Origin of the sequence: Pseudomonas sp. CHM02 (genome assembly GCF_000612585.1) — a bacterium.
In the GTDB taxonomy this organism is placed as follows: domain Bacteria; phylum Pseudomonadota; class Gammaproteobacteria; order Pseudomonadales; family Pseudomonadaceae; genus Aquipseudomonas.
This window is the reverse complement of sequence record NZ_JFCA01000031.1, coordinates 52,075-77,899: the sequence shown is the minus strand read 5'-3', so window position 1 is coordinate 77,899 and position 25,825 is coordinate 52,075. Positions and strand designations below refer to the sequence as shown.

Sequence of the window (25,825 nt, the reverse complement as noted above, 5' to 3'; positions counted from 1 at the left end):
CAAACGATACTGTCAACATGCCCTAGCGGCGGTAAGAGCAGAGGGCTAGTATGAGCCGCACCCACGTCAGCCAGGAGGTAAACCATGTCGGCCAAACAGAAGCCTGTTAATACCCCGTTGCATTTACTCCAACAACTTTCGGGCAGCTTGCTCGAACATCTGGAAAGCGCCTGTTCCCAAGCGTTGGCCGATGCAGAAAAACTGCTCGCCAAGCTGGAAAAACAACGCGGTAAAGCGCAAGAGAAGCTGCACAAATCCCGCACCAAACTGCAAGACGCCGCCACTGCCGGCAAGGCCAAGGCTCAAGCCAAAGCCAAAGATGCTGTCAAAGAGCTTGAGGACCTGCTGGACGCCCTCAAGGATCGCCAAGCTGAAACCCGCGCCTACATTTCCCAACTCAAAAAAGATGCTCAGGAAAGCCTGAAACTGGCCCAGGGCGTTGGTCGTGTGAAAGAAGCCGTGGCTAAAGTGCTGGGCGCTCGTACCCCTGCAAAAGCTGTTGCAGCGAGCTCGGCGAAGAAGCCCGCGAGCAAAGCGGTTGCTGCCAAGGCACCGGCTAAAGCCGCAGCAAAACCTGCTGCCAAAACTGCTGCTGCAAAACCGGCTGCTAAGCCAGCGGCTAAAACCGCTGCTGCGAAACCAGCCGCCAAGCCAGCGGCTAAAACTGCTGCTGCAAAACCGGCCGTCAAGCCAGCGGCTAAAACCGCTGCTGCAAAACCAGCCGCCAAGCCAGTTGCCAAAACGGCTGCTGCGAAACCGGCTGCTAAGCCAGCGGCTAAAACCGCTGCTGCAAAACCAGCCGCCAAGCCAGTTGCCAAAACGGCTGCTGCGAAACCGGCTGCTAAGCCAGCGGCTAAAACCGCTGCTGCAAAACCAGCCGCCAAGCCAGCGGCCAAACCTGCTGCTGCAAAACCAGCCGCCAAGCCAGCGGCCAAACCTACTGCTGCAAAACCAGCCGCCAAGCCAGTTGCCAAACCTGCTGCTGCAAAACCAGCCGCCAAGCCAGTTGCCAAACCTGCTGCTGCAAAACCAGCTGCCAAGCCGGCCGCCAAACCTGCTGCTGCAAAACCAGCCGCCAAGCCGGCCGCCAAACCTGTTGCTGCAAAACCAGCCGCCAAGCCAGCTGCTAAACCTGCTGCTGCAAAGCCAGCCGTTGCCAAGCCAGCTGCCGCAAAACCAGCACAGGCCAAGCCAGCAACACCTGCTGCCGCCCCGGCAGCGTCCACCGCTCCAACTGCGCCGGCCAGCAGCACGCCTGCTCCGGTAGCGCCAAGCACCGCCCCAACCAGCGCTTCCTAAGTGTTGGTGACCCCGGCGCGCAGCTGCTGCAGCGCGTCGTGGTCAAGGTTGGCGGCATCCTCAGTCGCCAGACCTTCCAACCACAATCGTGAGTCCATCGCATTGTCTGTCGGCCACGTTTGTGCCAGCGCTTCCAGTCGCGTGAGCAGTTGCCGTTCGGCGTCCAGCTCCAGGGCCTTGACCCGTTCGCGTAAACTCGCCAGAGCCTCATCCTGCTGAGCCATGGCGCGCCATTGCGTGCGTACTTGTCGTAACGGTTCGATCACCTGTGTCTGCCAAGGCCTGGCAATCTGTTTCAGTGCTTGTATACGCTCGGCCGTCGCGGTCACTGCGCGCTGCTCCAGCCACGCGCCACACAGCAACAGGCACACATCCGCTCCTTGCTCCTGCAAACGCAGGCAAGCGGCTTCGACGCCTGAGCGGGCGTAAGTCGAGAGGGCAAAGCTCCACAGGTCAGCGTACATATTCACACCCAAGCCAGCGGCCAACGAAGCTGGTAGACTCCGCCGCCATTATGATCCGACTTCAAAGCCTAACATTACAGCGTGGCCCGCAACGTCTTCTCGAAGACGCCGAGCTGACCTTGCACGCCGGTCACAAAGCCGGCCTGATCGGTGCCAACGGCGCCGGCAAATCCACGTTGTTCGCCTTGTTGCTGGGTGAGCTGACCCCGGATTCCGGGGACTGCCTGCTGCCGGCCGACTGGCGTATCGCCCATATGCGCCAGGAGATCGACACCCTGGACCGCATCGCGATCGACTACGTGCTCGATGGCGACCTGCGCCTGCGCCAGGTGCAGCATGACCTGGCCGAGGCCGAGAAAGCCCAGGACGGCGCCGCCCAGGCCCGCCTGCATTCCGAGTTGGACAGCGCCGACGGGTACACCGCTGACGCCCGCGCCCGCAAGATGCTCGCCGGCCTTGGCTTTACCAACGAACAGATGGACCGCCCGGTCGCCGACTTCTCCGGTGGCTGGCGCATGCGCCTGAACCTGGCGCAGGCGCTGATGTGCCCCTCGGACTTGCTGCTGCTCGACGAACCGACCAACCACTTGGACCTCGATGCGATCCTGTGGCTGGAAGACTTCCTCAAGAACTATCAGGGCACCTTGCTGCTGATCTCCCACGACCGGGACTTCCTCGACGCCGTGGTCGACAACATTGCCCACGTCGAACAGAAGAAAATCACGCTCTACCGTGGCGGCTACACCGCATTCGAGCGCGCCCGCGCCGAACGCCTGGCCCAGCAGCAACAGGCCTACGAGAAGCAGCAGGCGCAGCGCGCGCACATGGAAAGCTACATCGCCCGCTTCAAGGCCCAGGCCACCAAGGCCCGTCAGGCCCAGAGCCGGATCAAGGCCCTGGAGCGCATGGAGGAATTGTCGGCGGCCCACGTTGATTCGCCGTTCGACTTCGTGTTCCGCGAGTCGGTGAAGATCTCCAGCCCCTTGCTGGACCTTTCCGATGCGCGCCTGGGGTATGGCGACAAAACCATCCTGGAAAAAGTGAAGCTGCAACTCACGCCGGGCGCACGCATCGGTTTGCTCGGCCCTAACGGTGCGGGCAAGTCGACGCTGATCAAGAACCTGTCCGGCGAGCTTTCGCCCCTGGCCGGCCGTTTGACCCGTGGCGAGAATACGGTGGTGGGCTACTTTGCCCAGCACCAGTTGGATTCCCTCGACGCCAAGGCCAGCCCATTGCTGCACTTGCAGCGCCTGGCGCCGACCGAGCGCGAGCAGACCCTGCGCGACTTCCTGGGTGGCTTCGACTTCCGTGGCGCGCGCATCGATGAGCCGGTGCTGAACTTTTCCGGCGGCGAGAAAGCCCGCCTGGCCCTGGCATTGATCGCCTGGGACCGTCCGAACCTGCTGCTGCTCGATGAACCGACCAACCACCTGGACCTGGAAATGCGCCTGGCGCTGACCATGGCCTTGCAGGAGTTCAGCGGTGCGGTCCTGGTGGTGTCTCACGATCGCCACTTGCTCAAGAGCACCACGGATAACTTCCTGCTGGTGGCTGACGGTAAAGTCGAAGAGTTCGACGGCGACCTGGATGACTATGCGCGCTGGCTGACGGATTACCGCCTGCGCAACGCGCCAGTCAGCAACACTCCGGTCAACCCCGACAAGACCGACAAGAAAGCCCAGCGTCAGGCTGCCGCTGCGTTGCGCCAACAACTGGCGCCGCACAAGCGTGAGGCTGACAAGCTGGAGGCCGAGCTGGGCAAGGTGCACGAGCGCCTGGCGAAGATCGAGACCAGCCTGGGCGATAGCGCCGTCTACGAAGCTGCCCGCAAGGACGAGTTGCGTGACCTGCTGGCTGAACAGGCCAAGCTCAAGGTACGCGAAGGGCAATTGGAGGAAACCTGGATGGAAGCCCTCGAACTGCTGGAAACCCTGCAAGCGGAGCTGGAGGCGCTGTCCTGATGGAAGCGTTGCAACTGCCAATACCGACGCAATGGGTCGAGCCCGTATGGATCGGCGTGCAAATCCTGCTGATCCTGCTGGCCGGTTACCTCGCCCAACGTTTTGTCGCCAAGGGCCTGACTCGCCTGGGTGAGCGCTACCCGTTCCCGCCGCAACTGCTGATGCCGCTGCGCGGTGGCCTGCGCTGGCTGATCATGGGCAGTGCGCTGATCTTTGTGCTGGGTCGCCTGGGCGTGTCTGCCACGGTGTTGTGGACGGCGTTGTCAGGCTTTGTCGCGGTCGCCGCGGTGGCGTTCTTCGCCATGTGGTCGGTGCTGTCCAACCTGCTGTGCGCCATTCTGATCTTCACGGTTGGGCCATTTCGCCTGGGGGATATCGTCGAGCTGGTGGATACCGTCGACAAACCGGGCGTGAAGGGCAGGGTCGTGGCGATCAACCTGCTCTACACCACGCTGGTCGAAGTGGCAGAGGCCGGAACCGACAGCGCGATGGTGCAAGTGCCCAACAGTTTGTTCTTCCAGCGCTCGGTGCGGCGTTGGCCAGGTACCCACGTATTTCCGGGCGACCGCTAGCATTCACATCTTGTAAAAATCTATAGCCATCCTTTGGTCGGCGGAGTTAGCTTAAGGCACAACAGCAAACTCCCCCTGAGGTGTGTAATGGCACTCGATACGTGGCTGGCCTTTTTCCTGGCCAGTTGGATCATCTCCCTTTCGCCTGGCGCTGGCGCCATCGCCTCGATGTCCAGTGGCCTGCGATACGGTTTCCTGCGCGGTTACTGGAATGCCATTGGTCTTCAACTGGGCCTGGCGATGCAGATTGCGGTCGTCGCATGCGGCCTGGGTGCCATTCTGGCGACATCCTCTACCGCCTTCTATGCGATCAAATGGTTTGGCGTGGCATACCTGGTGTACCTGGCCATCAAGCAATGGCGTGCCTTGCCCATGGACATGACCGATGATGCGGCGGTGCGCCCGATCGGCAAGCCGATGGCGATGATGTTCCGTGGCTTTCTGGTCAATGCCAGCAACCCCAAGGCCTTGGTTTTCATGCTGGCGGTGCTGCCGCAGTTCGTGAACCCGCAGGCGCCGCTGCTGATCCAGTACCTGATCCTGGGCGCGACGATGATCTGCGTCGACATGGTCGTGATGGCAGGTTATACGGGGCTGGCGTCGAAGGTGTTGCGCCTGTTGCGTACGCCTAAGCAGCAGAAGCGCATGAACCGTACGTTTGCTGGGTTGTTTGTAGGCGCTGCGGGCTTCCTCGCCAGCCTGCATCGTGCAACGGCATAACTGACAAACCCGGATTAAAAAATGTGGGAGGGGGCTTGCTCCCGATGGCGGTGTGTCAGTCAGCTAACGTGTAGCTGACCCACTGCTATCGGGGGCAAGCCCCCTCCCACATTAGTTTTGCGGTGTTTGTGAATAGGGCGTCAGCGCAAAATCTTCGGCGCTTCGTCCCTTGGCAGGTTGTTGCGCAACGCAGGCTTGCCCGGGTCTTGATACCCGCCACCCAACTGCTCTGCCAACTGCCGCGCCACATCTTCACCCAAGGCTTTCGACACTTCCTTCACCACCCGCGGCCGGTTGAGGCTCACGCGCACGTCACGGCTGTTCACCAACTTGGTGTCCTGGCCTTCACCCATGGCGGTGAACGCCGAGGTGATCTCGTAGGTGCGTGTATTGATCAGGCTGAAATCCGCCACCAGCGTCAGGCCCAGTACGGCCGAATAGCTGTTGGTGTGGTCCAGTGCGTTGATGTCCTGGGTGAAGTCGATGTCTGACAGCGTGCCGAACAGCACGTAGTCGGCACCCTTGAAGTTGCCGGCCTTGATGCGCTTGATCACATCGTAGACATCACCCTTGGCATCGGCGGTGTAAGGCGTGCCCTGCACCAGCTGGAACTGGCGGGATTTGAGAATCTCGCCCTTGATATCACCGCTGAATTTACGCAGCTCGGTCTGTTCGATGTAGCTGGTACGGCTTTCGTACTCGCTGTAGTTCGACGCACCGCTGGCGTGGTAAGCGCTGGCCTGGAAGTTGTTGCTCGCCGAAACCTGGTGGATGTATTCCTCGACCCGCGCCTCGTAGGCCAGGTCCGTCACCGCGATCTTCGGGGCGGCCGAGGCGCCGAAGGCGCACAGCAGGCCGATCATGCCGATCCATGCACGCATTGTTCAGCGCTCCGTGGTTTTGCGGATTTCTTTTTCGTCCATCCATTCGGCCAGACCGCTCTCGACGTCGATCAACTGCAGGCTGAATTTGTAGAACACGTCCTTGTAGTCCGAGCTGCGCTTGACGATGGAGCTGATGGAACCTTCCAGGCGGTATTTGGCGGCGACCATGTTGCCGGTCTTGCTGACGGTGGACTTCTTGTACAGGCCGCTCTGGTTCTGCAGCTTGAGCTGGTCGACCTGGCTCTGCATGTCAGTGTTGTCGCTGGCAAAGCGTGCGGTGCCGGTCTTCATCAGCTGGGTCTTGATCGACGTGGTGATTTCGCGGGTATCGATGTACTCGCTGGTCTTGTTCTTCACGTCGTACACCTGCACGACCGGGCGGCCCTGCAGAATGCCGGACTGGGCCAGGGAGCGGGTCATGCTTTCGGCGATCATCTGCAGGTCGGTGGAGCCGAACTCGTTGGTCACCAATTCCACGGCTTTGGTGTCGCCATAGCTGATGTTTTTGCCGCCCAGTACCGGGGAGGTGTTGGCGCAGCCGCTGGCCAGGACGGCGGCGACGGCAAGGATCGAGAAGCGTGCAAACATTGGGAAATCTCTCTGCAGCAAAAGGGATGGACGGCTCAAGGGGTTTTCACTTCAACACGGAAGTCCGCCGCCTGCGGCAAATTGGCGATCGCTGGCAGGAAGGTCGCCTGGTTGGCGTACAGGTTCAGTACCTTCCAGGTTTCTTCGTCGCCCACCGGGAAACCGTCGGCCCCTAGCCAGGCAAAGCGGTAATACATCATCTGGTTGCTGCTGGTGATATTGCTCAACTGCACCTTGGCGGTGAGGAAGCCGTTCTCGCGTGCAACGCGGATGGCACCGACCGAGATGCCCTTGAACTTGCCCATCACCACGATTTTGCTCGCGGCGCTGCCAGGTTCCGGTGGCGGCGGGGTGGCGCAGCCGGCAAGCAGGACCAGCGCCAGGGCGCCGAGGATGAAATGACGCATAGCGTGCTCCTTAAGGTTGTTTGAGGGCGATGGCCTGGTTGGCGGTGTTCGGCACCACATGGGCGGCCAGGCCGCCGGCGAACACCTGGTTGCCGACCACGCGCAGGGTGACGACCTGATAGCGCTGGTCGGCCTTGACCGTCACCAGCGTGCCGCCCAGGGCGTTGGGCAGGCTGACCTGGTGGTCGCCGTGCTTGAGGCGCAGGCGAGTGACCTGGGTCATGTCCGGCAGGGTGCGCCAGGTGCGGGTGTCAGCCCCTTCGGTGACCGCCGAGGCGATCCCCAGCACCAGGCCTGCCATGGGGTTGGTCTTGTTCAGGTTGTTTTGCGCCACGCCACGGGTGACTGCACGTACGGTGGTGCGCAGGATGATGCCTGGCATGTCATCGCGCAGGGCGCGACGGGACATGGCCGTGGTGCTGTTGAGTGCGGTGAGGTTCCGTTGCTGGCCGTCGACGCCAATCTGCGCGAAAGGCGCGGTGGACGTATCAGCCTTGATCACCGGGAATGAAAGAGGGGTGATCACCAGGTTGCCATTGATCGGGATCGGCAGCGGCAGGCGAATAGAGTCACGGGCCGGTGCCAGGCCGCTCTGCACCACGATCAGCACATCGGTTTCATCGGCGCCGACCTTGGATTTGTCCAGGTCGAGCAGGGCCTGCTCCAGCAGCGGGGTATTGGGGCGCAGCTCGGCGGCCTTGCGATAACCTGGCGCGGCCAGGTCTTTTTCGCCCAGGGCTTCGTAGACGAAACCGGCCAGGTAATGGCTGAACGCACTCTGGTAGCTGTTTTTCAGGCCGACCACTTCTGGCGCGTCCAGGGATTCCACCGGGTAACCGCGCAGGTCTTTCATCTGGGTGGTCACGCCTTCGCGCTGGGCTTCATCCTCGCGCTTGAGGTACTCCTTGTCGCGCAGGTCGGCGATCACTGCTTCGCGTTCGTGGGTCTTCTTGATTTCGGTGCGTGCACCGTCGAAGTCGTTCAGGGCCAGCAGGTTCAGGGCCATCTGCGTGGTCAGCATGACCTTTTCGTAGTCATAGCCTTCGTAGCGGCGCACCTTGTCGTTGGCGAGGAAACTGCCGAACTGGGCGAGGTACTTGGCGCTGTCGAACTTGACCGACTCTTCCCACGTGTAGACTTGCAGGTCGGCGCTGCGCCAGGCGGTCTGGCTACCGGTCAAATCACCCTTGGCACGCAGCAACTCGCCCTTTTCGAAAAAATAAAGCAGGTCCTTGTCGTCACCCGTGTTGTTTTTTTCCAGCAGGGTCAGGGCGGCGTCGACGTTGCCGGTGGCCAATTGCTGATTGGTGGCTTGCAGCTCGGTATCGTAGCTGCGGAACATCGAACAGCCGGACAACAAGATAACCGCCGCGAGAGCGAGCGAAGGTAAGGCGCGAAATGCCATGCAGACTTCTTCCCTGAGAGTATCAACCGATGTGGTCATTCCTCATGAAAACGAGGAACGAAATTCCCTTTCGCACTAACAGGGCGCGGCATTATAAGCACCATTAATGGCAAAACAATGGCTTTTTGCCCGAAAAGCTCGACAAAAGCGCCACTAGTCCGCTTCTAAAATGCCTCGCCCCCATAAACGCCAAATCACTTACACCTTGAGTCAAACCCCTTAAACCTCAACAATGTGTTACTTCGTATTTCCCTTTGAGATTCGTTCATGACTGCCCCCTTCCGTTTTCTCGCCTGGCTGATGTTGCCGGCGTTGATGTCGTGCAGCTTCAACCTGTTGGCCGCGACTGCCGAGGGCGCCCCACAAGCCCTGCATTTGCTGGACTACATTGGCGCTGACTATCCTCCGACGGTGGAGGCGGGCAAGGTTATCGATGAATCCGAATACCGCGAACAACTGGAGTTTCTCGGGGTGTTGCAGGGCCTGGTGGCAGAACTGCCGCAACGCCCGGAGCGCGCGGCGTTGGTCAAAGGCGTCGACGAACTGTTAGCGGCTGTAACTGCCCATCAGGACGGTGCGACAGTCGCCCGCCAAGCCCGCCAATTGGGTGCCCAGTTGGCCGTGGCCTATGAAGTCAGCCAGGCCCCGGCGATCACGCCTGATCCCACGCGCGGTGCGCCGCTCTACGCCCAGCACTGCTCGGTGTGCCATGGCACTGCCGGGGCCGGTGATGGTCCGGCCAGTGTGGGTATGACGCCGCCGCCCGCCAACCTGCGGGATGCCGTGCGCCTGGATCGCCTGAGCCTCTACGCGATCTATAACACCCTTGGCCTGGGCGTCGAAGGCACCGATATGCCGTCCTTCGCCGATCAACTGGACGACCGTCAGCGCTGGGACCTGGCCACCTACATCGCCAGCTTCACCGCCGACCCGGCTGCCGCGAAAAGCGAGCAACCGTTCAACCTCGCCGACCTGGCCCGCCAGACCCCCAATGAAGTACTCGCTGCCAGCGGCCCTGCCGCTGCCGCGACGTTCCGCGCGCAGCGTGCGCAACCGCCGCAGGTCAAGCGTGGCCCGGCGCAGTTGCTCGACTACACCGCGAGCACGCTGGACAAGAGCCTGGCCGCGTTCCAAAAGGGTGACCACGAACAGGCCTACGACCTGTCAGTGGCCGCCTACCTGGAAGGTTTCGAGTTGGTGGAAAGCTCGCTGGATAACGTCGACGCCAACGTGCGCAAGGACACCGAGAAGGCGCTGATGGCCTACCGGCAGTCATTGCAGGACGGTTTGCCGGTCGAGCAGGTGCAGCAACGCCTGGACGTGGCCAAGGGCAAGCTCACCGAGTCTGCCGGCTTGCTGGGCAGCGACGGCCTGAGCTGGTCATTGAGCTACATCTCCGGCTTGCTGATCCTGCTGCGTGAAGGCCTGGAAGCGATCCTGGTACTGGCCGCAATCCTCGCGTTCCTGCGCAACACCGGCCAGCAATCGGCGGTGCGCAGCGTTAACGTGGGTTGGGGCTTGGCGCTGCTGGCGGGTCTGGCAACCTGGGCGCTGGCGGCGTATGTGATTGACGTGAGCGGCGCCCAGCGCGAATTGCTGGAAGGCTGCACGGCCCTGTTCGCCAGCGTGATGGTGCTGTGGCTCGGAGTGTGGATGCACGACCGACGCCACGCAGCCGCCTGGCAGGACTACATCAAGAGCAGCCTGGTAGGCGGCGGCGGGCGTTTCGGCTTTGCGATGCTGGCGTTCTTCTCGGTGTACCGCGAGCTGTTCGAAGTGATCCTGTTTTACGAAACCCTGTGGCTGCAAGCCGGCCCGGCCGGGCACAACGCAGTGCTGGCGGGTGGCGCCACGGCGCTGGTGCTGTTGGTGGGCCTGGCGTGGGTGATCCTGCGCGGTTCGGCGAAGCTGCCGCTGGCGTTGTTCTTCGGGATCAATGCGGCATTGCTGTGTGCGCTGTCGGTGGTGTTTGCCGGGCATGGCGTGAAGGCGTTGCAGGAGGCCGGCATCTTCGGCACCCGGCCGGTGGCGTTCTTTGACTTCGACTGGCTGGGCATCCACGCCGACGCGTACTCGTTGAGCGCGCAAGCGGTGGCGATCCTGGCGATTGTGGTGTTGTACGGCCGCAGCCGCTTGGCGGAAAAGCGCCGGGCGGTGGCTTGAGTATGCGGGTCTGGATCGATGCCGACGCCTGCCCTCGGGCAGCCAAGGACCAGGTGGTGAAGTTTGCCCTCAAGCGCCAGTTCGAAGTAGTGCTGGTGGCCGGGCAGAGCCAGATCAAACCGAGCTTTGCCTGTGTGAAGCTGATTGTGGTGCCCAGCGGGCCGGATGCCGCGGATGACTACCTGGTGGAGCACGCGGTGCCCGGCGAGTTGGTGATCTGCAGCGATGTTCCGCTGGCCGACCGCTTGGTGAAAAACGGCGTCACGGCCCTCGACCCACGCGGAAAGGAGTTCAGCCCGGCGAACATGAGCGAGCGCCTGGCAGTGCGTAACCTGTTCACCGATCTGCGTGAGCAAGGCCAGATGGGCGGCGGACCGCCGCCCCATGGCGAGAAGGAAAAGCAGGCGTTTGCCAACGCGCTGGACCGGATCCTCACGCGGTTGATGCGCCAGGCCTGAGCCTGTGGTGTGGGAGTTGTGTTGAGCAAGCCCGCTCACCACAACTGGCGACTTGCCGCAGTGAATGGGCTATCAGTCGTTCTCGTGGGTCAATTCCAGCACCCGATCCACCAGCTTGTTGATCCCCGAAGCAACCTCGCTGATGTTCTTGCCGAGCATATAGGCCGGCGTGCTCACCAGTTTGCGTGCCTTGTCTTCGACGATGTCTTCCACCGCACATTCCTGGTGGGTGGCGCCCATCTTGTCCAGCGCGGCGGCGGTGTCGGCACAGTTGCCGATGGTGCAGGTCACGCCTGGGCCGTAGATCTTGGCCGCCAGGGCCGGCGATATGCAGATCAGCCCCACGGGTTTGCCCGCTTCTGCAAAGGCCTCGGCCAGTTCCAGAACCTGCGGGTTGACGCTGCAGCCGGCGCCTTCCACGGCGAAGTTCGAGAGGTTTTTTGCCGCACCAAACCCGCCGGGCACGATCAGCGCATCGAAGTCTTCGGCGTTGGCTTTGCGAATGTCTTTCACGTCACCCCGGGCGATCCGGGCCGATTCCACCAACACATTGCGCGACTCGGGCATTTCTTCGCCGGTGAGGTGGTTGATCACATGCAATTGCGCGATGTCCGGGGCAAAACATTGGACCTGAGCGCCACGCTGGTCCAGGCGCAGCAAGGTGATCACGCTTTCGTGGATCTCTGCGCCGTCGTACACGCCGCAGCCGGAAAGGATCACTGCAATCTTTTTGCTCATGGGCATTTCTCCTAGGTTCTTGGCGTTAAATGTCTACTAATTTGTCATCTGTTGCCAATGGGATCTCGCGCCGCTGCACCTAATCTTGATGTAACAAAAATAGACCGGACCAGACCATGGACTTCGTGCCTTACGCGGTACCGTTTTTCATCGCCTTGATCGTCGTGGAGCTGCTTGCCGATCGCTGGCGCGGCGAGCGCAACTACCGGGTGGCGGACGCCATCAACAGCCTCAGCACCGGTGTGCTGTCGACGACCACGGGGTTGCTGACCAAGGGCGTGGGGCTTTTGACCTACGCGTTCGCCCTCAAACACCTGGCCATCATCGAACTGTCTGCGCAGAGCGTCTGGACGTGGGTGTTCGCGTTTGTGTTCTACGACTTCTGCTACTACTGGCTGCACCGCATGGGCCACGAGCGCAATATCCTGTGGGCCGCGCACTCGGTGCATCACCAGAGCGAGGACTACAACCTCAGCACCGCCCTGCGCCAGACCAGCACCGGCTTCCTGCTGAGCTGGATCTTCTACCTGCCCCTGGCCGTACTGGGCGTGCCATTGGTGGTGTTTATCAGCGTGGCGTCCCTCAATTTGCTGTATCAATTCTGGGTGCACACCCGGCACGTGCCGAAGCTCGGCTGGTATGAGTGGTTTTTCGTCACGCCGTCCAATCATCGGGCCCACCATGCACAGAATGCTCTCTACATGGATCGCAACTACGGCGGGGTGTTCATTCTTTGGGACCGGTTGTTCGGCACCTTCCAGGAGGAGGACGACAACGAACCGGTGATTTTCGGCGTGACTACGCCGTTGGCCAGTTGGAACCCGCTGTGGGCCAACCTGCAGTTCTATGCACAGTTGTGGAGTGACGCGCGGCGTACCGAGAGCGGGTGGGACAAGCTGCGCATCTGGTTCATGCGCACCGGCTGGCGCCCGGCGGACGTGAAAGCCAAGTACCCGATGGCCAAACCTGACTTGAGCCAGTTCCGTAAATTCGAAGTGGCGCTGGACGTGCGCCAGCAGGTCTACATCGCGCTGCAATTTGCGGCGTATGTCGGTTTCGGCAGCTATTTGATGAATTTTGGCGAAGGGTTGCCCACGGCTGCGCTGATCCTGGGTTGGAGTGCGATGGCGCTGGGGCTGTTTACGCTGGGCGTGGCCTTGGAAAACCGGCCGTGGGCGTTGAAGGCCGAGGTTTCGCGGCTGGTGCTGAATGTGCCGCTGGTATGGCTGGCGCCGTTGGTCGGGCTATGGCCGGCCAGCAACCTGGGCTGGCTGGGCCTGCTGAGCTACAGCCTGCTCAGCGTGATTGGCCTCTACTGCTGCAGAAGCCAGGTTACTCGACTGGTGTCTTAGGGGCTTCGACCGGGGCAGGCGCGGCGGCAAGCCGGGCCTTGGCCTCGGCGCAGGCTTCACGGGCGATGCGCGCATTCTTGATGCGGCGGCGCAACCACAGGCCGAAGCCCAGTACCAGCAAGGCACCCAATACCCACAGCTCGTATTTCTTGACGCTGCCGAGCATGCCTTCCAGCACGGCGCCGAAGTGATAAGCGGCCGCGCCCAAGGCGGCGGCCCAGATCGCTGCACCAATACCGTTGAGGATCAGGTAGCGCATCGGTGGGTAACCGGAAAGCCCGATCGCCACCGGCATGACGGTGCGCAACCCATACACGAAGCGGAAGCTCAGAACCCAGATATCGGGGTGCTTGCGGATATGCTCCAGGGCCTTGTCGCCCATCAACTGCCAGCGTGGCTTGCGCGCCAACAGCTTGCGGCCGTGTTTGCGGCCCATGTAGTACCAAAGCTGATCGCCGGCGTAGCTGCCGAAAAACGCAACCACCACCACCAGGTTGATATCCATGTACCCACGGAACGCCAGGAAGCCTGCGAGTACCAAGATGGTCTCGCCTTCGAAGAAGGTGCCTAGGAAGAGGGCAAAGTAGCCGAAGTCATGCAGAAATTGTTGAAGCATGGTCTGGGTGCTGGCGAAATGAACGCGCAGCCTACGCCTTCACGAAGATTCATGAAAGTATCGAGATGTGTCACGAAGTGAACAATTCCTACCAAAATGACGAATGCGACTACAGGTCGCAACGTTAAGCACAACTGTCATACCTTCGTCATAATGGCCGCTTATAACTGCAACGCTCGCCCGTAAACCCGGGCTCAGGAGTCTGTCGTGAGCTTTACCCCTGCCAATCGCCTGTTCCCTGCCACCCGTCTGCGTCGCAACCGTCGTGATGATTTTTCTCGCCGCCTGGTGCGTGAAAACGTGCTGACGACGAACGATCTGATCCTGCCGGTGTTTGTGCTGGACGGAGAAAATCGCCGGGAAGCGGTGACGTCGATGCCAGGTGTGGAGCGCTTGACCATTGATCTGCTGCTTGAAGAAGCCGCCGTTTGGGTCGAACTGGGGATTCCGGCCGTGGCGCTGTTCCCGGTCACGCCGTCTGAACTCAAGTCCCTGGATGCTGCCGAAGCCTGGAACCCTGGAGGAATTGCCCAGCGTGCCACCCGTGCCCTGCGCGAGCGTTTTCCGGAGCTTGGGGTGATTACCGACGTGGCGTTGGACCCGTTCACCACCCACGGGCAGGATGGCATTCTTGACGAAGACGGCTATGTTCAAAACGACATCACTGTCGATGCACTGGTCAAGCAAGCCCTTTCCCACGCCGCTGCCGGCGCCCAGGTGGTTGCGCCGTCGGACATGATGGACGGCCGCATCCAGGCGATCCGCGAAGCCCTGGAGCTGGCGGGCCACGTCAATGTGCGGATCATGGCCTATTCGGCCAAGTACGCCAGCGCCTATTACGGCCCGTTCCGCGATGCGGTGGGCTCGGCGCTCAACCTGGGCAAGGCCAACAAGGCTTCGTACCAGATGGACCCGGCCAACAGCCATGAAGCCCTGCACGAAGTGGCGGCCGACCTGGCCGAAGGCGCTGACATGGTGATGGTCAAGCCGGGGATGCCTTACCTGGACATCCTTTATCGGGTCAAAGAAGAATTCAAGGTGCCGACGTTTGTCTATCAGGTCAGCGGCGAATACGCGATGCACATGGCTGCAATACAGAATGGATGGCTGAGTGAAGGGGTGATCCTTGAATCCCTGACAGCCTTTAAACGCGCCGGGGCTGATGGCATTCTGACCTACTTCGCCGCCCGCGCCGCCCAATTGCTTAGAGAGCAACAATAGCCCTCACAGGAACACTCGATGAATACCGAAGGACTCACAGAAGTTGCCGTAAAAGACGCTCACCCGGTGGTTGAACAAGTCAGCGAGACCCCGCCGGAGCACGAGCCCGCCGCACCGGCAGTGGTGGCCGAGCCGCCCGTGCCGGCCCCGGTGGTCGCCGTGACCAACCTGGATGACAGCAGCCTGTACATCCATCGCGAGCTGTCACAACTGCAATTCAACATCCGCGTGCTCGAGCAGGCGCTGGATGAGTCCTATCCGCTGCTGGAGCGGCTCAAATTCCTGCTGATCTTCTCCAGCAACCTGGACGAGTTCTTCGAAATCCGCGTGGCGGGCCTCAAGAAGCAGATCACCTTCGCCCGCGAGCAGGCCGGCGCCGATGGCCTGCAGCCGCACCAGGCCCTGGCGCGCATCAGCGAGCTGGTACACGGCCATGTGGACCGCCAGTACGCGATCCTCAACGATATCCTGCTGCCGGAACTGGAAAAACATCAGGTTCGCTTCATCCGTCGTCGTCACTGGACCACCAAGATCAAGACTTGGGTGCGCCGCTACTTCCGCGACGAGATCGCGCCGATTATCACCCCGATCGGCCTCGACCCGACGCACCCGTTCCCGCTGCTGGTGAACAAAAGCCTCAACTTCATCGTCGAGCTGGAAGGTATCGATGCCTTCGGTCGCGATTCCGGCTTGGCGATCATCCCGGCGCCGCGTCTGTTGCCACGGATCATCAAGGTACCGGAAGAGGTGGGGGGGCCTGGCGATAACTATGTATTCCTGTCGTCGATGATCCATGCACACGCCGATGACCTGTTCCAGGGCATGAAAGTGAAAGGCTGCTATCAGTTCCGCCTGACCCGTAACGCCGACCTGGCGCTGGACTCCGAAGACGTCGAAGACTTGGCCCGTGCCCTGCGTGGCGAGCTGTTTTCGCGGCGCTACGGTGATGCCGTGCGCCTGGAAGTCGCCGACACCTGCCCCAAACACCTGTCGGACTACCTGCTCAAGCAGTTCAACCTGGGCGAGTCGGAGCTGTATCAGGTCAATGGCCCGGTGAACCTGACGCGCCTGTTCAGCATCACCGGCCTGGACAGCCACCCGGAGCTGCAATACACCCCGTTCACCCCGCAGATCCCGAAACTGCTGCAGAACAGCGAGAATATTTTCAGCGTGGTGAGCAAGCAGGACATCCTGCTGCTGCACCCGTTCGAGTCCTTCACGCCGGTGGTGGACCTGCTGCGCCAGGCCGCCAAGGACCCGCACGTACTCGCTGTACGCCAGACCCTGTACCGTTCCGGCGCCAACTCGGAAATCGTCGATGCCCTGGTCGACGCCGCGCGCAACGGCAAGGAAGTCACCGCGGTGATCGAGTTGCGGGCGCGGTTCGACGAAGAGTCCAACCTGCAACTGGCCAGCCGACTGCAAGCGGCGGGTGCAGTGGTGATCTACGGCGTGGTCGGCTTCAAGACCCACGCCAAGATGATGCTGATCCTGCGCCGCGAAGCCGGAGAGATCGTGCGTTACGCCCACTTGGGTACCGGCAACTACCACGCCGGCAACGCCAAGCTCTACACCGACTATAGCCTGCTGACCTCCGACGACGCCTTGTGTGAAGACGTCGGCAAGTTGTTCAGCCAGTTGATCGGCATGGGCAAGACCTTGCGCATGAAGAAGCTGCTGCACGCGCCGTTCACCCTCAAGAAGGGCATGCTCGACATGATTGCCCGCGAGACCCAGTTCGCCCTGGACGGCAAACCGGCGCACATCATCGCCAAGTTCAACTCGCTGACCGATCCGAAGATCATCCGCGCGTTGTACAAGGCCAGCCAGTCCGGCGTGCGTATCGACCTGGTGGTGCGCGGCATGTGCTGCCTGCGCCCTGGCATTGTCGGCGTGTCGCACAATATTCATGTGCGTTCGATCATCGGCCGCTTCCTGGAGCACACACGGGTGTTCTACTTCCTCAACGGTGGAGAAGAGCAGATGTTCCTCTCCAGCGCCGACTGGATGGAGCGCAACCTCGATAAGCGCGTAGAGACGTGCTTCCCGGTTGAAGGCAAGAAGCTGATCATGCGGGTCAAGAAGGAGCTGGAAAGCTACCTCACCGACAACACCCATAGCTGGAGCCTGCAGTCGGACGGCCGCTACGTGCGCAACACGCCGACCGGCAACCAGAACCCGCGCAGTGCGCAGGCGACGTTGCTGGAGAAGCTGGGTAGCCCGATTCTGACGGTGAACTAAGCGGGTTCTAAAGTGTGAGCAAGCCTGTGTAGTGAGCGGGCTTGCCCCGCGCTGGGTGGCGCAGCCGCCCCAACTAAAAACGACCGCATTCTGCCAGGCAGAACGCGGCGTTTGGCGTTAGGGCCGCTTCGCAGCCCAGCGCGGGGCAAGCCCGCTCACCACAACAAGCCTGCTCATACATTAGAGCCCTTTCACCACAGCAAGCCCGCCGCTCGTTAGATCGCGTTAGCGCAGGTTCAGGCTGAACCCCACCCGCGTCAGCCACTCGGCTTCCTGGGCGAAGTCCGCCTGGGTCAGTTGGTTCTCATCCAGCCAGCCTTTCGGGAACACCACATCCAGGCTGTCGCCGTTGGCGCGCAGGGTCACCTGGGGCATTTGCTGGGTGCCGCGAATGTGGTGGAACAGGATCGCAAAGCGCAGCAGCACGCACAGGCGAATCAGCTTGATGCCTTCGTCACCGAATTCGGCGAACTTGTCCTTGGGGATGTTCCGGCGATGGCCGCGCACCAACAGGGCGAGCATTTGCTGGTCTTCCCGGGAGAAGCCGGCCAGGTCCGAGTGTTCGATCAGGTAGGCGCCGTGCTTGTGGTAATGGTAGTGGGCGATATCCAGGCCCACTTCGTGCACCTTGGCGGCCCAGCCCAGCAGCTCGCGCCATACGCCGTCTTCCAGGTCCCAGTCCTCGGCCACCTGATCGAAGGCGTGCAAGGCCTTGCGCTCCACGCGGGCGGCTTGTTCCAGGTCGACGTGATAACGCTCCATCAACGAGGTGAGCGTGCGCTCACGCACGTCTTCGTGGTGGTGACGACCCAGCAGGTCGTAGAGCACGCCTTCGCGCAGGGCGCCGTCGCAGTGGTCCATGCGTTGCAGTTCGAGGGCGTCGAAGATCGCTTCGAGAATCGCCAGGCCTGCCGGGAAGATCGTGCGACGATCAGGCTTGATACCGTCGAAGTCGATTTTCTCGGCGTCCCCCAGCTTGAACAGCTTGCGCTTGAGCCATGCCAGGCCTTCGGCGTTGACCTCGCCGGTACCGTGGCCGCCGGCCTTGAGGGCCAGGCCGATGGCGCGGATGGTGCCGGACGAACCGATGGCCTCATCCCACGTCAGGCGGTGCAGGGCGTGCTCAATGCTCATGATCTCCAGTCGCGCCGCCGTATAGGCCTGGGCGTAGCGCGCCGGGGTGATCTTGCCATCCTTGAAATAGCGTTGCGTGTAGCTGACGCAGCCCATCTGCAGGCTTTCGCGCAACAGCGGTTCGAAGCGCTGGCCAATGATGAATTCGGTACTGCCGCCGCCGATGTCGGCGACCAGGCGTTTGCCGGGGGTATCGGCCAAGGTGTGGGACACGCCCAGATAGATAAGACGTGCTTCTTCACGGCCGGAGATGACTTCTACCGGGTGCCCGAGGATCTCTTCGGCGCGGCGGATGAATTCGCCACGGTTGCGGGCTTCACGCAGGGCGTTGGTGCCGACGATGCGCACGGCGCCCAGCGGCATGCCGTTGATCAATTGGGCGAACCGCTTGAGGCAATCGAGCCCGCGCTGCATGGACTCTTCATTGAGCTGGCGCTCGTCGTCGATGCCGGCAGCCAGCTGCACTTTTTCGCCCAGCCGCTCAAGGATGCGGATTTCGCCGTTCTGGGCCTTGGCCACGACCATGTGAAAGCTGTTGGAGCCCAGGTCGATGGCGGCGATCAGGGACAGATTCTTGGCTTGGGATTGCGGCATGGTTAGGGGGTCTCGGTCGATAACCCAGCCATCGTGCCACGATCGACCTTTGGTGCCAACGCGTACGGCTTCGGTAATTTCTCTGTGGCTGTCTGTGAGGCATTCTTGTGGGAAATGTAGGGTAGTTGTCTAAGTTCAAAGAGAATGCAAGGTTATCCTTGTAGGCTTTATTAACCTTTTGTTGTTTTTATGCCGTTTATGAATTTGCCTACAAGGGAGCGACTAATAGCTTATTGATTTTGTATTTGCACCTACTGAGTGTTTCGGCTTGGCTCGCTGTTTATTTTAACGGTTCCCACAATAACTGCCGCCTGGTCTGATTCTTTAATCAGGTACCAAAGCGACAGACTGTCATCCGGCAATTACGCCGTGGTGTTATTTATTTATGGTCGGAATGTTCGGCCGTCGTAAATGCACCTGCTCATTACAGATGACAGGTTGAATATGAAAAAAATGCTTGGTGTGACAGTGGGTGCTCTTTGCTTGGCCGCAAGTATCGGGGCCCATGCAACGAATGTTGCTGAGCTGATTGTACGAGGGACTATCAAACCGGTGGCTTGCAGCCTTAGCCTCGCCGGTGGCGGTATCGTCGATTATCAGACAATTCTCGCCACAAGCTTGTCGCCGACGCAGTTCACTCCTCTTGCAGCAAAAACGGTGAGCTTGAATATCAGTTGCGGCCAAGCGCCGGCGCAGTTTCGAGTGGCGCTGAGCGACCTGCAATCCGCCAGCAAGGTGACAGGCATCCTCGGTGCCGGTTTCACCGAGGCGCAGAACTACGGCCTGGGCATCGCCAATAGCAAGCGTACCGGTGGGTACTCCGTTACTCTCAAAAACCTGCAATCGTCCAGCGGGACCCTGAGCCCCATCATGCGCAGCAGTCAGGGGGCGGCCTGGCAGAACAGTGACGGTAAAGTCGCCCAATCGCCTGCCCAGTATTCCTGGCGTAGCGGCACCACTGCGGTACCTGCATCCGTCACCAGTCTTACAGGCACGCTTGAAGTGAAAGCCGTTATCAACCGCACGCAGGATTTGGACCTGACCCGTGATGTAACGCTGGATGGTCGCACCAGTCTGTCTGTGGATTATATCTAAGTACGTCATTAATAGCCGGCATAAACGCAAAGACACTTACTTGTCTCTGTCAAGTGTCGGCTGTTTTAGCGTGTGCATTTGTTGGTGTTCGATTTTATGGCGGTGGGGAAAATCGGTGAATGCTTTATCAATAATCGTGAAGTCGTTGCTGTTCTATATAAGCCTGTGCCTTTTTTTGTGCGGTATGGCAGTGGCGGACGGAATGCAGCCCGAGACAACCGTTGTCATTCTGAATGAGGAAGAGGGTGAGGCGACACTTAATGTTAAAAATACGGACCCTGGCCCTGCGTTGCTTCATTCGGTCATACAAAACATACCGGAAGACCTGGAACCCTTGTTGATCGTGACGCCTCCGATTACTCGGGTCGAAGCGGGCGACACCCAATTGGTTCGCTTCATCAGTACCACAAGGACACCGCTCAAGACCCAGCGCCTGAAACGGGTTTCCTTTGAAGGTATCCCCGAGGCACGTGCACCTGGCGGTGCGACCATTGGTATCACCCTGCGCCAGAGCCTGCCATTGATCCTGCATCCCAAAGGCTTGCCCAGGCATGACGCGCCCTGGCAGCTGCTGACATGGACGCGTGAAGGGGAACAGTTGAGGGTCCACAACAACAGCGCTTACGTCGTGCGCCTGGGGATGGAAGTACAACTGCATCCGCAGGCAAGCGTTGCAACGTTGCCGCGAACCTACATCCTGCCGGGCGAAGTGCTGACGCTTGCGTCGGCAGGCTCGGTGGCGGGAGTGGTGGCCGTGGGAATTCAACCGGCCACGGTCTACGGGTTTACGGTGGACAGTTACCGTGCGCCCGTTACGGTTGATGCGGATTGACGGGCCTATGAAAAAGAACAGGCATACCCGTCGCTCTGCCAATAGCGTGCCGAGCCATGTTTCCCTGGCTCGCTCCAGAATTCTGCTGGGGCTTGCGACACTGTGGAGTCTGCCAGGTACCAGCGCAGCGGTTGGGCTGGGGGAGGGTTTTGATCTGGCTGCGTTGACCTCCCTTGGAATTGATCCGCAGGTGTCCGAATACTTTCGTAGCGCAGCGCGCTTTCGCGAAGGTGTCCATGTGGTCGGGCTGCGAGTCAATGGCACGCCGCTGGGGTTGGTCGATGCCCGTTTCGATTATCAGGGGCAGTTATGCTTCACTCCTGCGTTGCTGGCAAAAGCCGGTCTGGTTACCCCGTCCAGGCTGCTGCGCGAGGGCATCACCCCTGACCAGGCCTGCCATGATTTCGTTGGGGAATATCCGGCGACCATGGTGCGGCTGCGCCCCAGCAGCGACGAGGTCACCCTGGTGGTGCCGACCCAGTCCCTGCGTGCGCCGGAGTGGGAGGGCGGGAATTTTTCCGAGGGTGGCGCGGCCGCCATCTTCAATTACGACCTATTGGGTTTCGATACCCACTCGCGCAGTGGGTCAAGTCGTTTCGTGTCGGCCTATACCGAGGCGGGATTCAACCTGGGTAATTGGATTGTACGCAGCCGCCAGTTTTATGTGTCCGACAATGGCAGGACGCGTACCGAACAGGTGAATGCCTATGCCCAGCGTGATATCGCGGCGTTGCAGTCGACCTTCCAGGTGGGACAGATTTCCAGCAACAACCCTATCTTTGGCGGTGTACAACTAACGGGTTTGCAGTTCTTCCCGGATGGCCAGCAGCGCACCGGTGCGGGCCACAGCGATGTCGTTGTTGAAGGACTGGCTCACAGCCAGTCACGGGTTGAAGTCCGTCAGTCGGGCGCATTGATCCACTCCACCCTGGTGCCGGAAGGTCCGTTCAGGCTGACCGGTCTACCGTTGCTGAACAGCACCAGCGACCTCGACGTGAGCGTGATTGACGTGCGTGGGGCAAAGCGCAGTTTCGTGGTGCCCGCTGCTTCCTTTCGTGGTGGGGCACCGGTGGCGCCGGGGTACTATTTTTCCCTCGGTAAGGTGCGTGAGACGGCCGTCGACAACCAGGAGTCCCCTGTAGTTGCCATGGGCAGCGGCACCTGGGGGCTTGGCCAGCGCTCGTCGCTGGGCTTCGGTTTGCTGAGTACCGATGAATATCAGTCGGCGGGCGGCGCCCTGGGCAGTGTGTTTTTTCATCAGATGACCGTGGGCGTGCGCCATAACCTGTCCCGTGATGGCCGGGACGGGGTAGGGGGCGCGCGCAGCACGTTGTCGCTGGAAAGCCCGTTGTTCGCCAACCTCAATATGAACCTGAGTGCCTCGGCACAGAGTCGCGGCTACCGGGAGGTACTGGACGCCGGCCAGGCGTCGCGTGGGTACGACCTCGATGCGCGTTTCAAGCGCCAATACACGGCAGGTTTGAGCTGGGCGGACCCGTCCCTGGGTGGCTTCTCCCTCGGTTTCACCCGTAACTCGCAATTTGACGGGCAATCCAACGATCACCTCATTGCCTCGTGGAACAACACGTTCAACGGCGTGGGGGTCGCACTGATCGCCGACGCTCAGGTAGGTGCGACCGAGCCTCGGCGCTTGGAGCCGGTTCGGGGCGACCGCCGAGACGAACGGCTGGACGAGGGCACGTCGGTCAGGCTGCAGGTCTCGGTGCCCCTCGGGACTGATCGGAGTATGAGCACTTACGTCAGTCGTCGAGGTGACCGGCTGGATGCCGGCGCCGCCCTCAGCGAGCGGGTCAACGACTATGTGAACTACGAGGTCGGTGTTGATCGGGACGTGAAAGAGCGAGAGCAAAGCGTGCGCGGTCGTGTGGACGTCCTGCCGCTGTATACCCGCGTGAGCTTGGGCGTCGACCGTGATCCGTCGAACACCCACTATTCCGGCCAACTGCAAGGCGGCATCGTGGCCCATGAGCACGGCGTGACCTTCTCGCCGTATGCGGTGCAGGACACGTTTGGCATTGTCTCCGTGGGCGATATCGGAGCGGCCAAGGTCTCGACGCCCCAAGGGCCGGTATGGACCGATTTCAGCGGCCAGGCAGTGATTCCCGGGCTGCAGGCCTACAGTCACAACCATCTGCAGGTGCAGACCCAATCGCTGCCCAAGCGCGTCGACTTGAAGAATGGGACCAAGGTGCTCGCTGCCGGTCGGGGTTCAGTCAATATTCTCAACTTTGATGTGGTGAAAGTCCGTCGTCTGTTGCTTGAAGCCCAGGACGAACAGGGCCGACCACTGCCTCAAGGTGCCGCGGTGTTCGGTGAAGGCAACAGCTTTGTGACCAGCGTAGTGGGTGAGGGCATGGTGTTCCTGAGCAATATCGATGGGCCGCAAACCCTGACGGTTTCACTGCCGGATTCCAAATCCTGCCGGCTGCAAATCAACCCTGAGCAAGAGCCTGACGATCATAAACTCTACGAAACCGCACCGGTGGTCTGCCATGTTCGCTAAGCGCAGGAGCCTGTGGCTGTTGTGGGTGGCCCTTGTGGCGAGCCAGGCACAGGCCGACAACTGCCGGATGACCTTGAGCGATCCTCGGGTCGACTATGGGGTGATTCGTCCTTCGCAAGCGTCCTCCGGCAGGGCGATAGTGACGCTGGACACGCCACGTACGCTGCACCTGAGCGTGCTTTGCACGAATGCCTCGACGATGGCGCTGCGTTTCAGTGGTGTCGCCGCCGATGCCCAAGGCTTTAAGTTCGGGCGGCAAGGGCGTTTTACCTTGAACCTGAGGCAGGTTCAGGTCGACGGCAGGCCGGTATCATGGCAGCCCGATGAAGCCTCCAGCGGGCAGCTGTTACCGGGTCATGCGTTGTATGCAAGCACTGGCGGCGTGCCGGTGACGGGCCATCGGCTGACGGCCCAGGTGGAAATAGCGGTTCAATTGCCGGCTGATGCTCTCTCGGTACGTCGAGAGGTATTGCTGGAAGGGCATGGCCAGTTCGAACTGGTCAGTCCGAGTGTTCCGTAGAGCCAATGAAGTTGGCCAGCTCGGCGGTTTGCGGGCTAGCGAACAACACTTTAGGGTCACCCACTTCATGTACCTTGCCCTGGTGCATGAACACCAGCTTGTCGCCGACTTCCCGGGCGAAACGCATCTCGTGAGTCACCATGATCAGGGTCATGCCGTCCTTGGCTAATTGGCGCACCACGCTGAGCACTTCGTTGACCAGCTCCGGGTCGAGGGCCGAGGTGATTTCGTCGCACAGCAACACCTTGGGCGACATGGCCAGGGCGCGGGCAATCGCCACACGTTGTTGCTGGCCGCCGGACAGGCGATCGGGGAAGGCGTCGAACTTCTCACCCAACCCAACCCGCTCGAGCATTTGCCTGGCCAACTGAGCGGCCTTGGCCTTGGGCACTTTTTGCACCACTTGCGGCGCGAGCATCACGTTTTCGCCGACGGTCAGGTGCGGGAACAGGTTGAACTGCTGGAACACCATGCCGACTTTCTGCCGCAGGCTGCGCAGGTCAGCGCGTGCGGCGTCGAGGTATTCGCCATCGACCTCGATCACGCCATCATTGATGGATTCCAGGCCGTTGAGAGTCCGCAGCAGGGTGGATTTGCCCGAGCCGCTGCGACCGATGATCGCCACTACCTGACCTTCTTCAACGGTCAGGTCGATGCCCTTGAGTACATGGTGATCGCCGTAATACTTATGCAGGGCGGAAATTCTAAGCAGAGGCATGCAGTCTCCTTTCCAGGTAGCGCGCGCTGAGGGACAAGGGGTAGCAGAGCAAAAAGTAACCAAGGGCCACCAGGCCGTAGACCATGAAGGGTTCGAAGGTGGCGTTGGCGAGCATGCCGCCGGTCTTGGTCAGTTCGGTGAAGCCGATGATCGAGGTCACGGCGGTGCCTTTGACCACTTGCACCGAGAAACCCACCGTCGGCGCCACGGCAATGCGCAGCGCCTGGGGCAGGATCACGTAGCGCAATTGCTCAAGCGGGTTAAGCGCCAGGCTGGCCGACGCTTCCCATTGCCCATGGGCAATGGAGTCGACGCAGCCGCGCCAGATTTCGGCGAGGTAGGCGCTGGTAAACAGGGTCAGGGCAATCGCCGCTGCCAGCCAGGGCGAGATATCCACACCCAGCAGGGCAATGCCGAAAAACACCAGGAACAGCTGCATCAGCAGCGGCGTGCCCTGGAACAGTTCGATGTAGGCACGTGCAAGGTTGCGCGGGAAGGCTTTGCGGCTGATGCGCATCGTCATCACCAGCAAACCGATCACGCCGCCACCGACAAACGCCACCAGTGAAAGCAGCAAGGTCCATTGCAGGCCGGTGGCCAGGTTGCGCACGATGTCCCAGAAGGAGAAATCACTCATCGGCTGTTCCTCATCACGAAGCGGCGGCCGATCCAATTGAGCAACTGGCGAATCATCAGTGCCATGCACAGGTACACCAAAGTGGTCAGGGCATAGGTTTCGAATGCGCGGAAATTGCGCGACTGGATAAAGTTGGCGGCAAAGCTCAGCTCTTCGGTGGCGATCTGCGAGCACACCGCCGAACCGAGCATCACGATGATGATCTGGCTGCTCAGGGCCGGCCACACCTTGCCCAGCGCCGGTAGCAGCACCACGTGGCGGAAAGCTTCGAAGCGTGTCATGGCCAGCGCCGCCGCGGCTTCCAGTTGCCCACGCGGAATGGCCTGGATACCGGCGCGGATGATTTCCGTGGAGTAAGCGCCCAGGTTGATCACCATCGCCAGCACGGCGGCTTGCCATTCGGTGATCTTCAGCCCCAGGGACGGCAGGCCGAAGAAGATGAAGAACAGCTGCACCAGGAACGGCGTGTTGCGGATCAACTCGACATAAACGCCAAAGAACCAGGCGAACGGCTGGATCTTCCACGCCCGCACCACGGCGCCGACGGTGCCCAGCGCTACGCCCAGGATGGCGCCGATAGCGGTCAGCTCAAGGGTGAACAGCGCGCCGCGCAACAACAGGTCGGTGTTGGCCAGCACCGGTACAAAGTCAAATTGATACGCCATAAGTCAGCTCCGTCGCT

General features: G+C 60.9%; 24 protein-coding genes. 13 read left to right on the top strand and 11 right to left on the bottom strand.

Annotated features, from left to right (window positions below; genetic code table 11):
* Positions 1 to 84: 84 nt before the first annotated feature.
* Positions 85 to 1,299, top strand: a complete 1,215-nt coding sequence (locus BM70_RS32530) for an AlgP family protein (RefSeq protein WP_043274293.1) — start codon at positions 85 to 87, stop codon at positions 1,297 to 1,299.
* Here BM70_RS32530 and BM70_RS0118965 read toward each other — a convergent pair.
* The gene (locus BM70_RS0118965) at positions 1,296 to 1,763 is read right to left on the bottom strand and encodes a TIGR02444 family protein (RefSeq protein ID WP_025857440.1); all 468 of its coding nucleotides are present in this window, start codon (positions 1,761 to 1,763) and stop codon (positions 1,296 to 1,298) included. The genes BM70_RS32530 and BM70_RS0118965 overlap by 4 nt on opposite strands.
* A 50-nt stretch (positions 1,764 to 1,813) precedes the next feature.
* Here BM70_RS0118965 and BM70_RS0118960 point away from each other — a divergent pair, with 50 nt between their 5' ends.
* The 3 genes from BM70_RS0118960 (at position 1,814) to BM70_RS0118950 (ending at position 5,016) form a co-directional block, all read left to right on the top strand.
* Entirely contained in the window at positions 1,814 to 3,724 is a 1,911-nt protein-coding gene (locus BM70_RS0118960; protein ID WP_025857439.1) for an ATP-binding cassette domain-containing protein, read from the top strand.
* Positions 3,724 to 4,296, top strand: a complete 573-nt coding sequence (locus BM70_RS0118955; protein ID WP_025857438.1) for a mechanosensitive ion channel family protein — start codon at positions 3,724 to 3,726, stop codon at positions 4,294 to 4,296. The genes BM70_RS0118960 and BM70_RS0118955 overlap by 1 nt, the downstream gene beginning before the upstream one ends.
* Before the next feature lie 87 nt (positions 4,297 to 4,383).
* Entirely contained in the window at positions 4,384 to 5,016 is a 633-nt protein-coding gene (locus BM70_RS0118950; protein WP_025857437.1) for a LysE family transporter, read from the top strand.
* Positions 5,017 to 5,156: 140 nt separating this feature from the next.
* Here BM70_RS0118950 and BM70_RS0118945 read toward each other — a convergent pair whose 3' ends face one another.
* Genes BM70_RS0118945 through BM70_RS0118930 form a run of 4 tightly spaced genes read right to left on the bottom strand, consistent with a single transcriptional unit; the run spans position 5,157 to position 8,300 of the window.
* Entirely contained in the window at positions 5,157 to 5,897 is a 741-nt protein-coding gene (locus BM70_RS0118945) for a hypothetical protein (protein WP_025857436.1), read from the bottom strand.
* A gap of 3 nt (positions 5,898 to 5,900) precedes the next feature.
* The gene (gene lpoB / locus BM70_RS0118940) at positions 5,901 to 6,488 is read right to left on the bottom strand and encodes a penicillin-binding protein activator LpoB (protein WP_025857435.1); all 588 of its coding nucleotides are present in this window, start codon (positions 6,486 to 6,488) and stop codon (positions 5,901 to 5,903) included.
* Between the two features lie 35 nt (positions 6,489 to 6,523).
* A complete protein-coding gene (locus BM70_RS0118935) occupies positions 6,524 to 6,895 on the bottom strand; it encodes a YcfL family protein (protein WP_025857434.1) in 372 nt (123 codons plus the stop codon).
* A gap of 10 nt (positions 6,896 to 6,905) precedes the next feature.
* Positions 6,906 to 8,300 (bottom strand): COG3014 family protein, encoded by a 1,395-nt coding sequence (locus tag BM70_RS0118930; RefSeq protein WP_025857433.1) that lies wholly within the window; start codon positions 8,298 to 8,300, stop codon positions 6,906 to 6,908.
* A 267-nt stretch (positions 8,301 to 8,567) separates the two neighbouring features.
* Here BM70_RS0118930 and BM70_RS0118925 point away from each other — a divergent pair, with 267 nt between their 5' ends.
* Entirely contained in the window at positions 8,568 to 10,463 is a 1,896-nt protein-coding gene (locus tag BM70_RS0118925; protein WP_025857432.1) for an FTR1 family protein, read from the top strand.
* 2 nt (positions 10,464 to 10,465) lie between these two features.
* Positions 10,466 to 10,921, top strand: coding sequence for a YaiI/YqxD family protein (locus BM70_RS0118920; protein ID WP_025857431.1), 456 nt, complete (start codon positions 10,466 to 10,468; stop codon positions 10,919 to 10,921).
* A gap of 72 nt (positions 10,922 to 10,993) precedes the next feature.
* On the opposite strand, the gene elbB is transcribed toward BM70_RS0118920, so the two are convergent.
* A complete protein-coding gene (elbB, locus tag BM70_RS0118915; RefSeq protein ID WP_025857430.1) occupies positions 10,994 to 11,659 on the bottom strand; it encodes an isoprenoid biosynthesis glyoxalase ElbB in 666 nt (221 codons plus the stop codon).
* A 116-nt stretch (positions 11,660 to 11,775) separates the two neighbouring features.
* Between elbB and BM70_RS0118910 the strand changes: the two genes are divergently transcribed.
* Positions 11,776 to 13,011, top strand: a complete 1,236-nt coding sequence (locus BM70_RS0118910) for a sterol desaturase family protein (protein ID WP_025857429.1) — start codon at positions 11,776 to 11,778, stop codon at positions 13,009 to 13,011.
* On the opposite strand, the gene BM70_RS0118905 is transcribed toward BM70_RS0118910, so the two are convergent.
* A complete protein-coding gene (locus BM70_RS0118905; RefSeq protein ID WP_025857428.1) occupies positions 12,992 to 13,627 on the bottom strand; it encodes a DedA family protein in 636 nt (211 codons plus the stop codon). The genes BM70_RS0118910 and BM70_RS0118905 overlap by 20 nt on opposite strands.
* Positions 13,628 to 13,834: 207 nt before the next feature.
* On the opposite strand from BM70_RS0118905, the gene hemB reads away from it, so the two are divergent.
* Positions 13,835 to 14,848, top strand: a complete 1,014-nt coding sequence (hemB, locus tag BM70_RS0118900; protein ID WP_025857427.1) for a porphobilinogen synthase — start codon at positions 13,835 to 13,837, stop codon at positions 14,846 to 14,848.
* A gap of 18 nt (positions 14,849 to 14,866) precedes the next feature.
* Positions 14,867 to 17,089 carry a polyphosphate kinase 1 gene (ppk1, locus tag BM70_RS0118895; protein WP_025857426.1) on the top strand — a complete coding sequence of 741 codons (2,223 nt, stop codon included), beginning with the start codon at positions 14,867 to 14,869 and terminating at the stop codon, positions 17,087 to 17,089.
* A 225-nt stretch (positions 17,090 to 17,314) separates the two neighbouring features.
* On the opposite strand, the gene ppx is transcribed toward ppk1, so the two are convergent.
* Positions 17,315 to 18,817 (bottom strand): exopolyphosphatase, encoded by a 1,503-nt coding sequence (gene ppx, locus BM70_RS0118890; protein ID WP_025857425.1) that lies wholly within the window; start codon positions 18,815 to 18,817, stop codon positions 17,315 to 17,317.
* A gap of 444 nt (positions 18,818 to 19,261) precedes the next feature.
* On the opposite strand from ppx, the gene BM70_RS0118885 reads away from it, so the two are divergent.
* From BM70_RS0118885 to BM70_RS0118870, 4 genes are all read left to right on the top strand, one after another.
* Positions 19,262 to 19,912: a DUF1120 domain-containing protein gene (locus tag BM70_RS0118885; protein ID WP_025857424.1), complete on the top strand. Its 651-nt coding sequence runs from the start codon at positions 19,262 to 19,264 to the stop codon at positions 19,910 to 19,912.
* Between the two features lie 115 nt (positions 19,913 to 20,027).
* Complete coding sequence (locus BM70_RS0118880) at positions 20,028 to 20,744, top strand: fimbria/pilus chaperone family protein (protein WP_256220916.1); 717 nt, start codon at positions 20,028 to 20,030, stop codon at positions 20,742 to 20,744.
* A gap of 7 nt (positions 20,745 to 20,751) precedes the next feature.
* A complete protein-coding gene (locus BM70_RS0118875; protein WP_256220915.1) occupies positions 20,752 to 23,268 on the top strand; it encodes a fimbria/pilus outer membrane usher protein in 2,517 nt (838 codons plus the stop codon).
* A complete protein-coding gene (locus BM70_RS0118870; RefSeq protein ID WP_025857420.1) occupies positions 23,258 to 23,788 on the top strand; it encodes a hypothetical protein in 531 nt (176 codons plus the stop codon). The genes BM70_RS0118875 and BM70_RS0118870 overlap by 11 nt, the downstream gene beginning before the upstream one ends.
* Here the strand turns inward: BM70_RS0118870 and BM70_RS0118865 are convergent.
* From BM70_RS0118865 to BM70_RS0118855, 3 genes are read right to left on the bottom strand one after another with little or no spacing between them, the layout of a single operon-like run.
* Complete coding sequence (locus tag BM70_RS0118865; protein ID WP_025857419.1) at positions 23,769 to 24,506, bottom strand: amino acid ABC transporter ATP-binding protein; 738 nt, start codon at positions 24,504 to 24,506, stop codon at positions 23,769 to 23,771. The genes BM70_RS0118870 and BM70_RS0118865 overlap by 20 nt on opposite strands.
* On the bottom strand, positions 24,493 to 25,143 hold the full coding sequence (locus BM70_RS0118860) for an amino acid ABC transporter permease (RefSeq protein WP_025857418.1): 651 nt from the start codon (positions 25,141 to 25,143) through the stop codon (positions 24,493 to 24,495). Before BM70_RS0118860 ends, BM70_RS0118865 begins: the two co-directional genes overlap by 14 nt.
* The gene (locus tag BM70_RS0118855) at positions 25,140 to 25,808 is read right to left on the bottom strand and encodes an amino acid ABC transporter permease (protein WP_017736949.1); all 669 of its coding nucleotides are present in this window, start codon (positions 25,806 to 25,808) and stop codon (positions 25,140 to 25,142) included. Before BM70_RS0118855 ends, BM70_RS0118860 begins: the two co-directional genes overlap by 4 nt.
* Between the last annotated feature and the right edge of the window lie 17 nt (positions 25,809 to 25,825).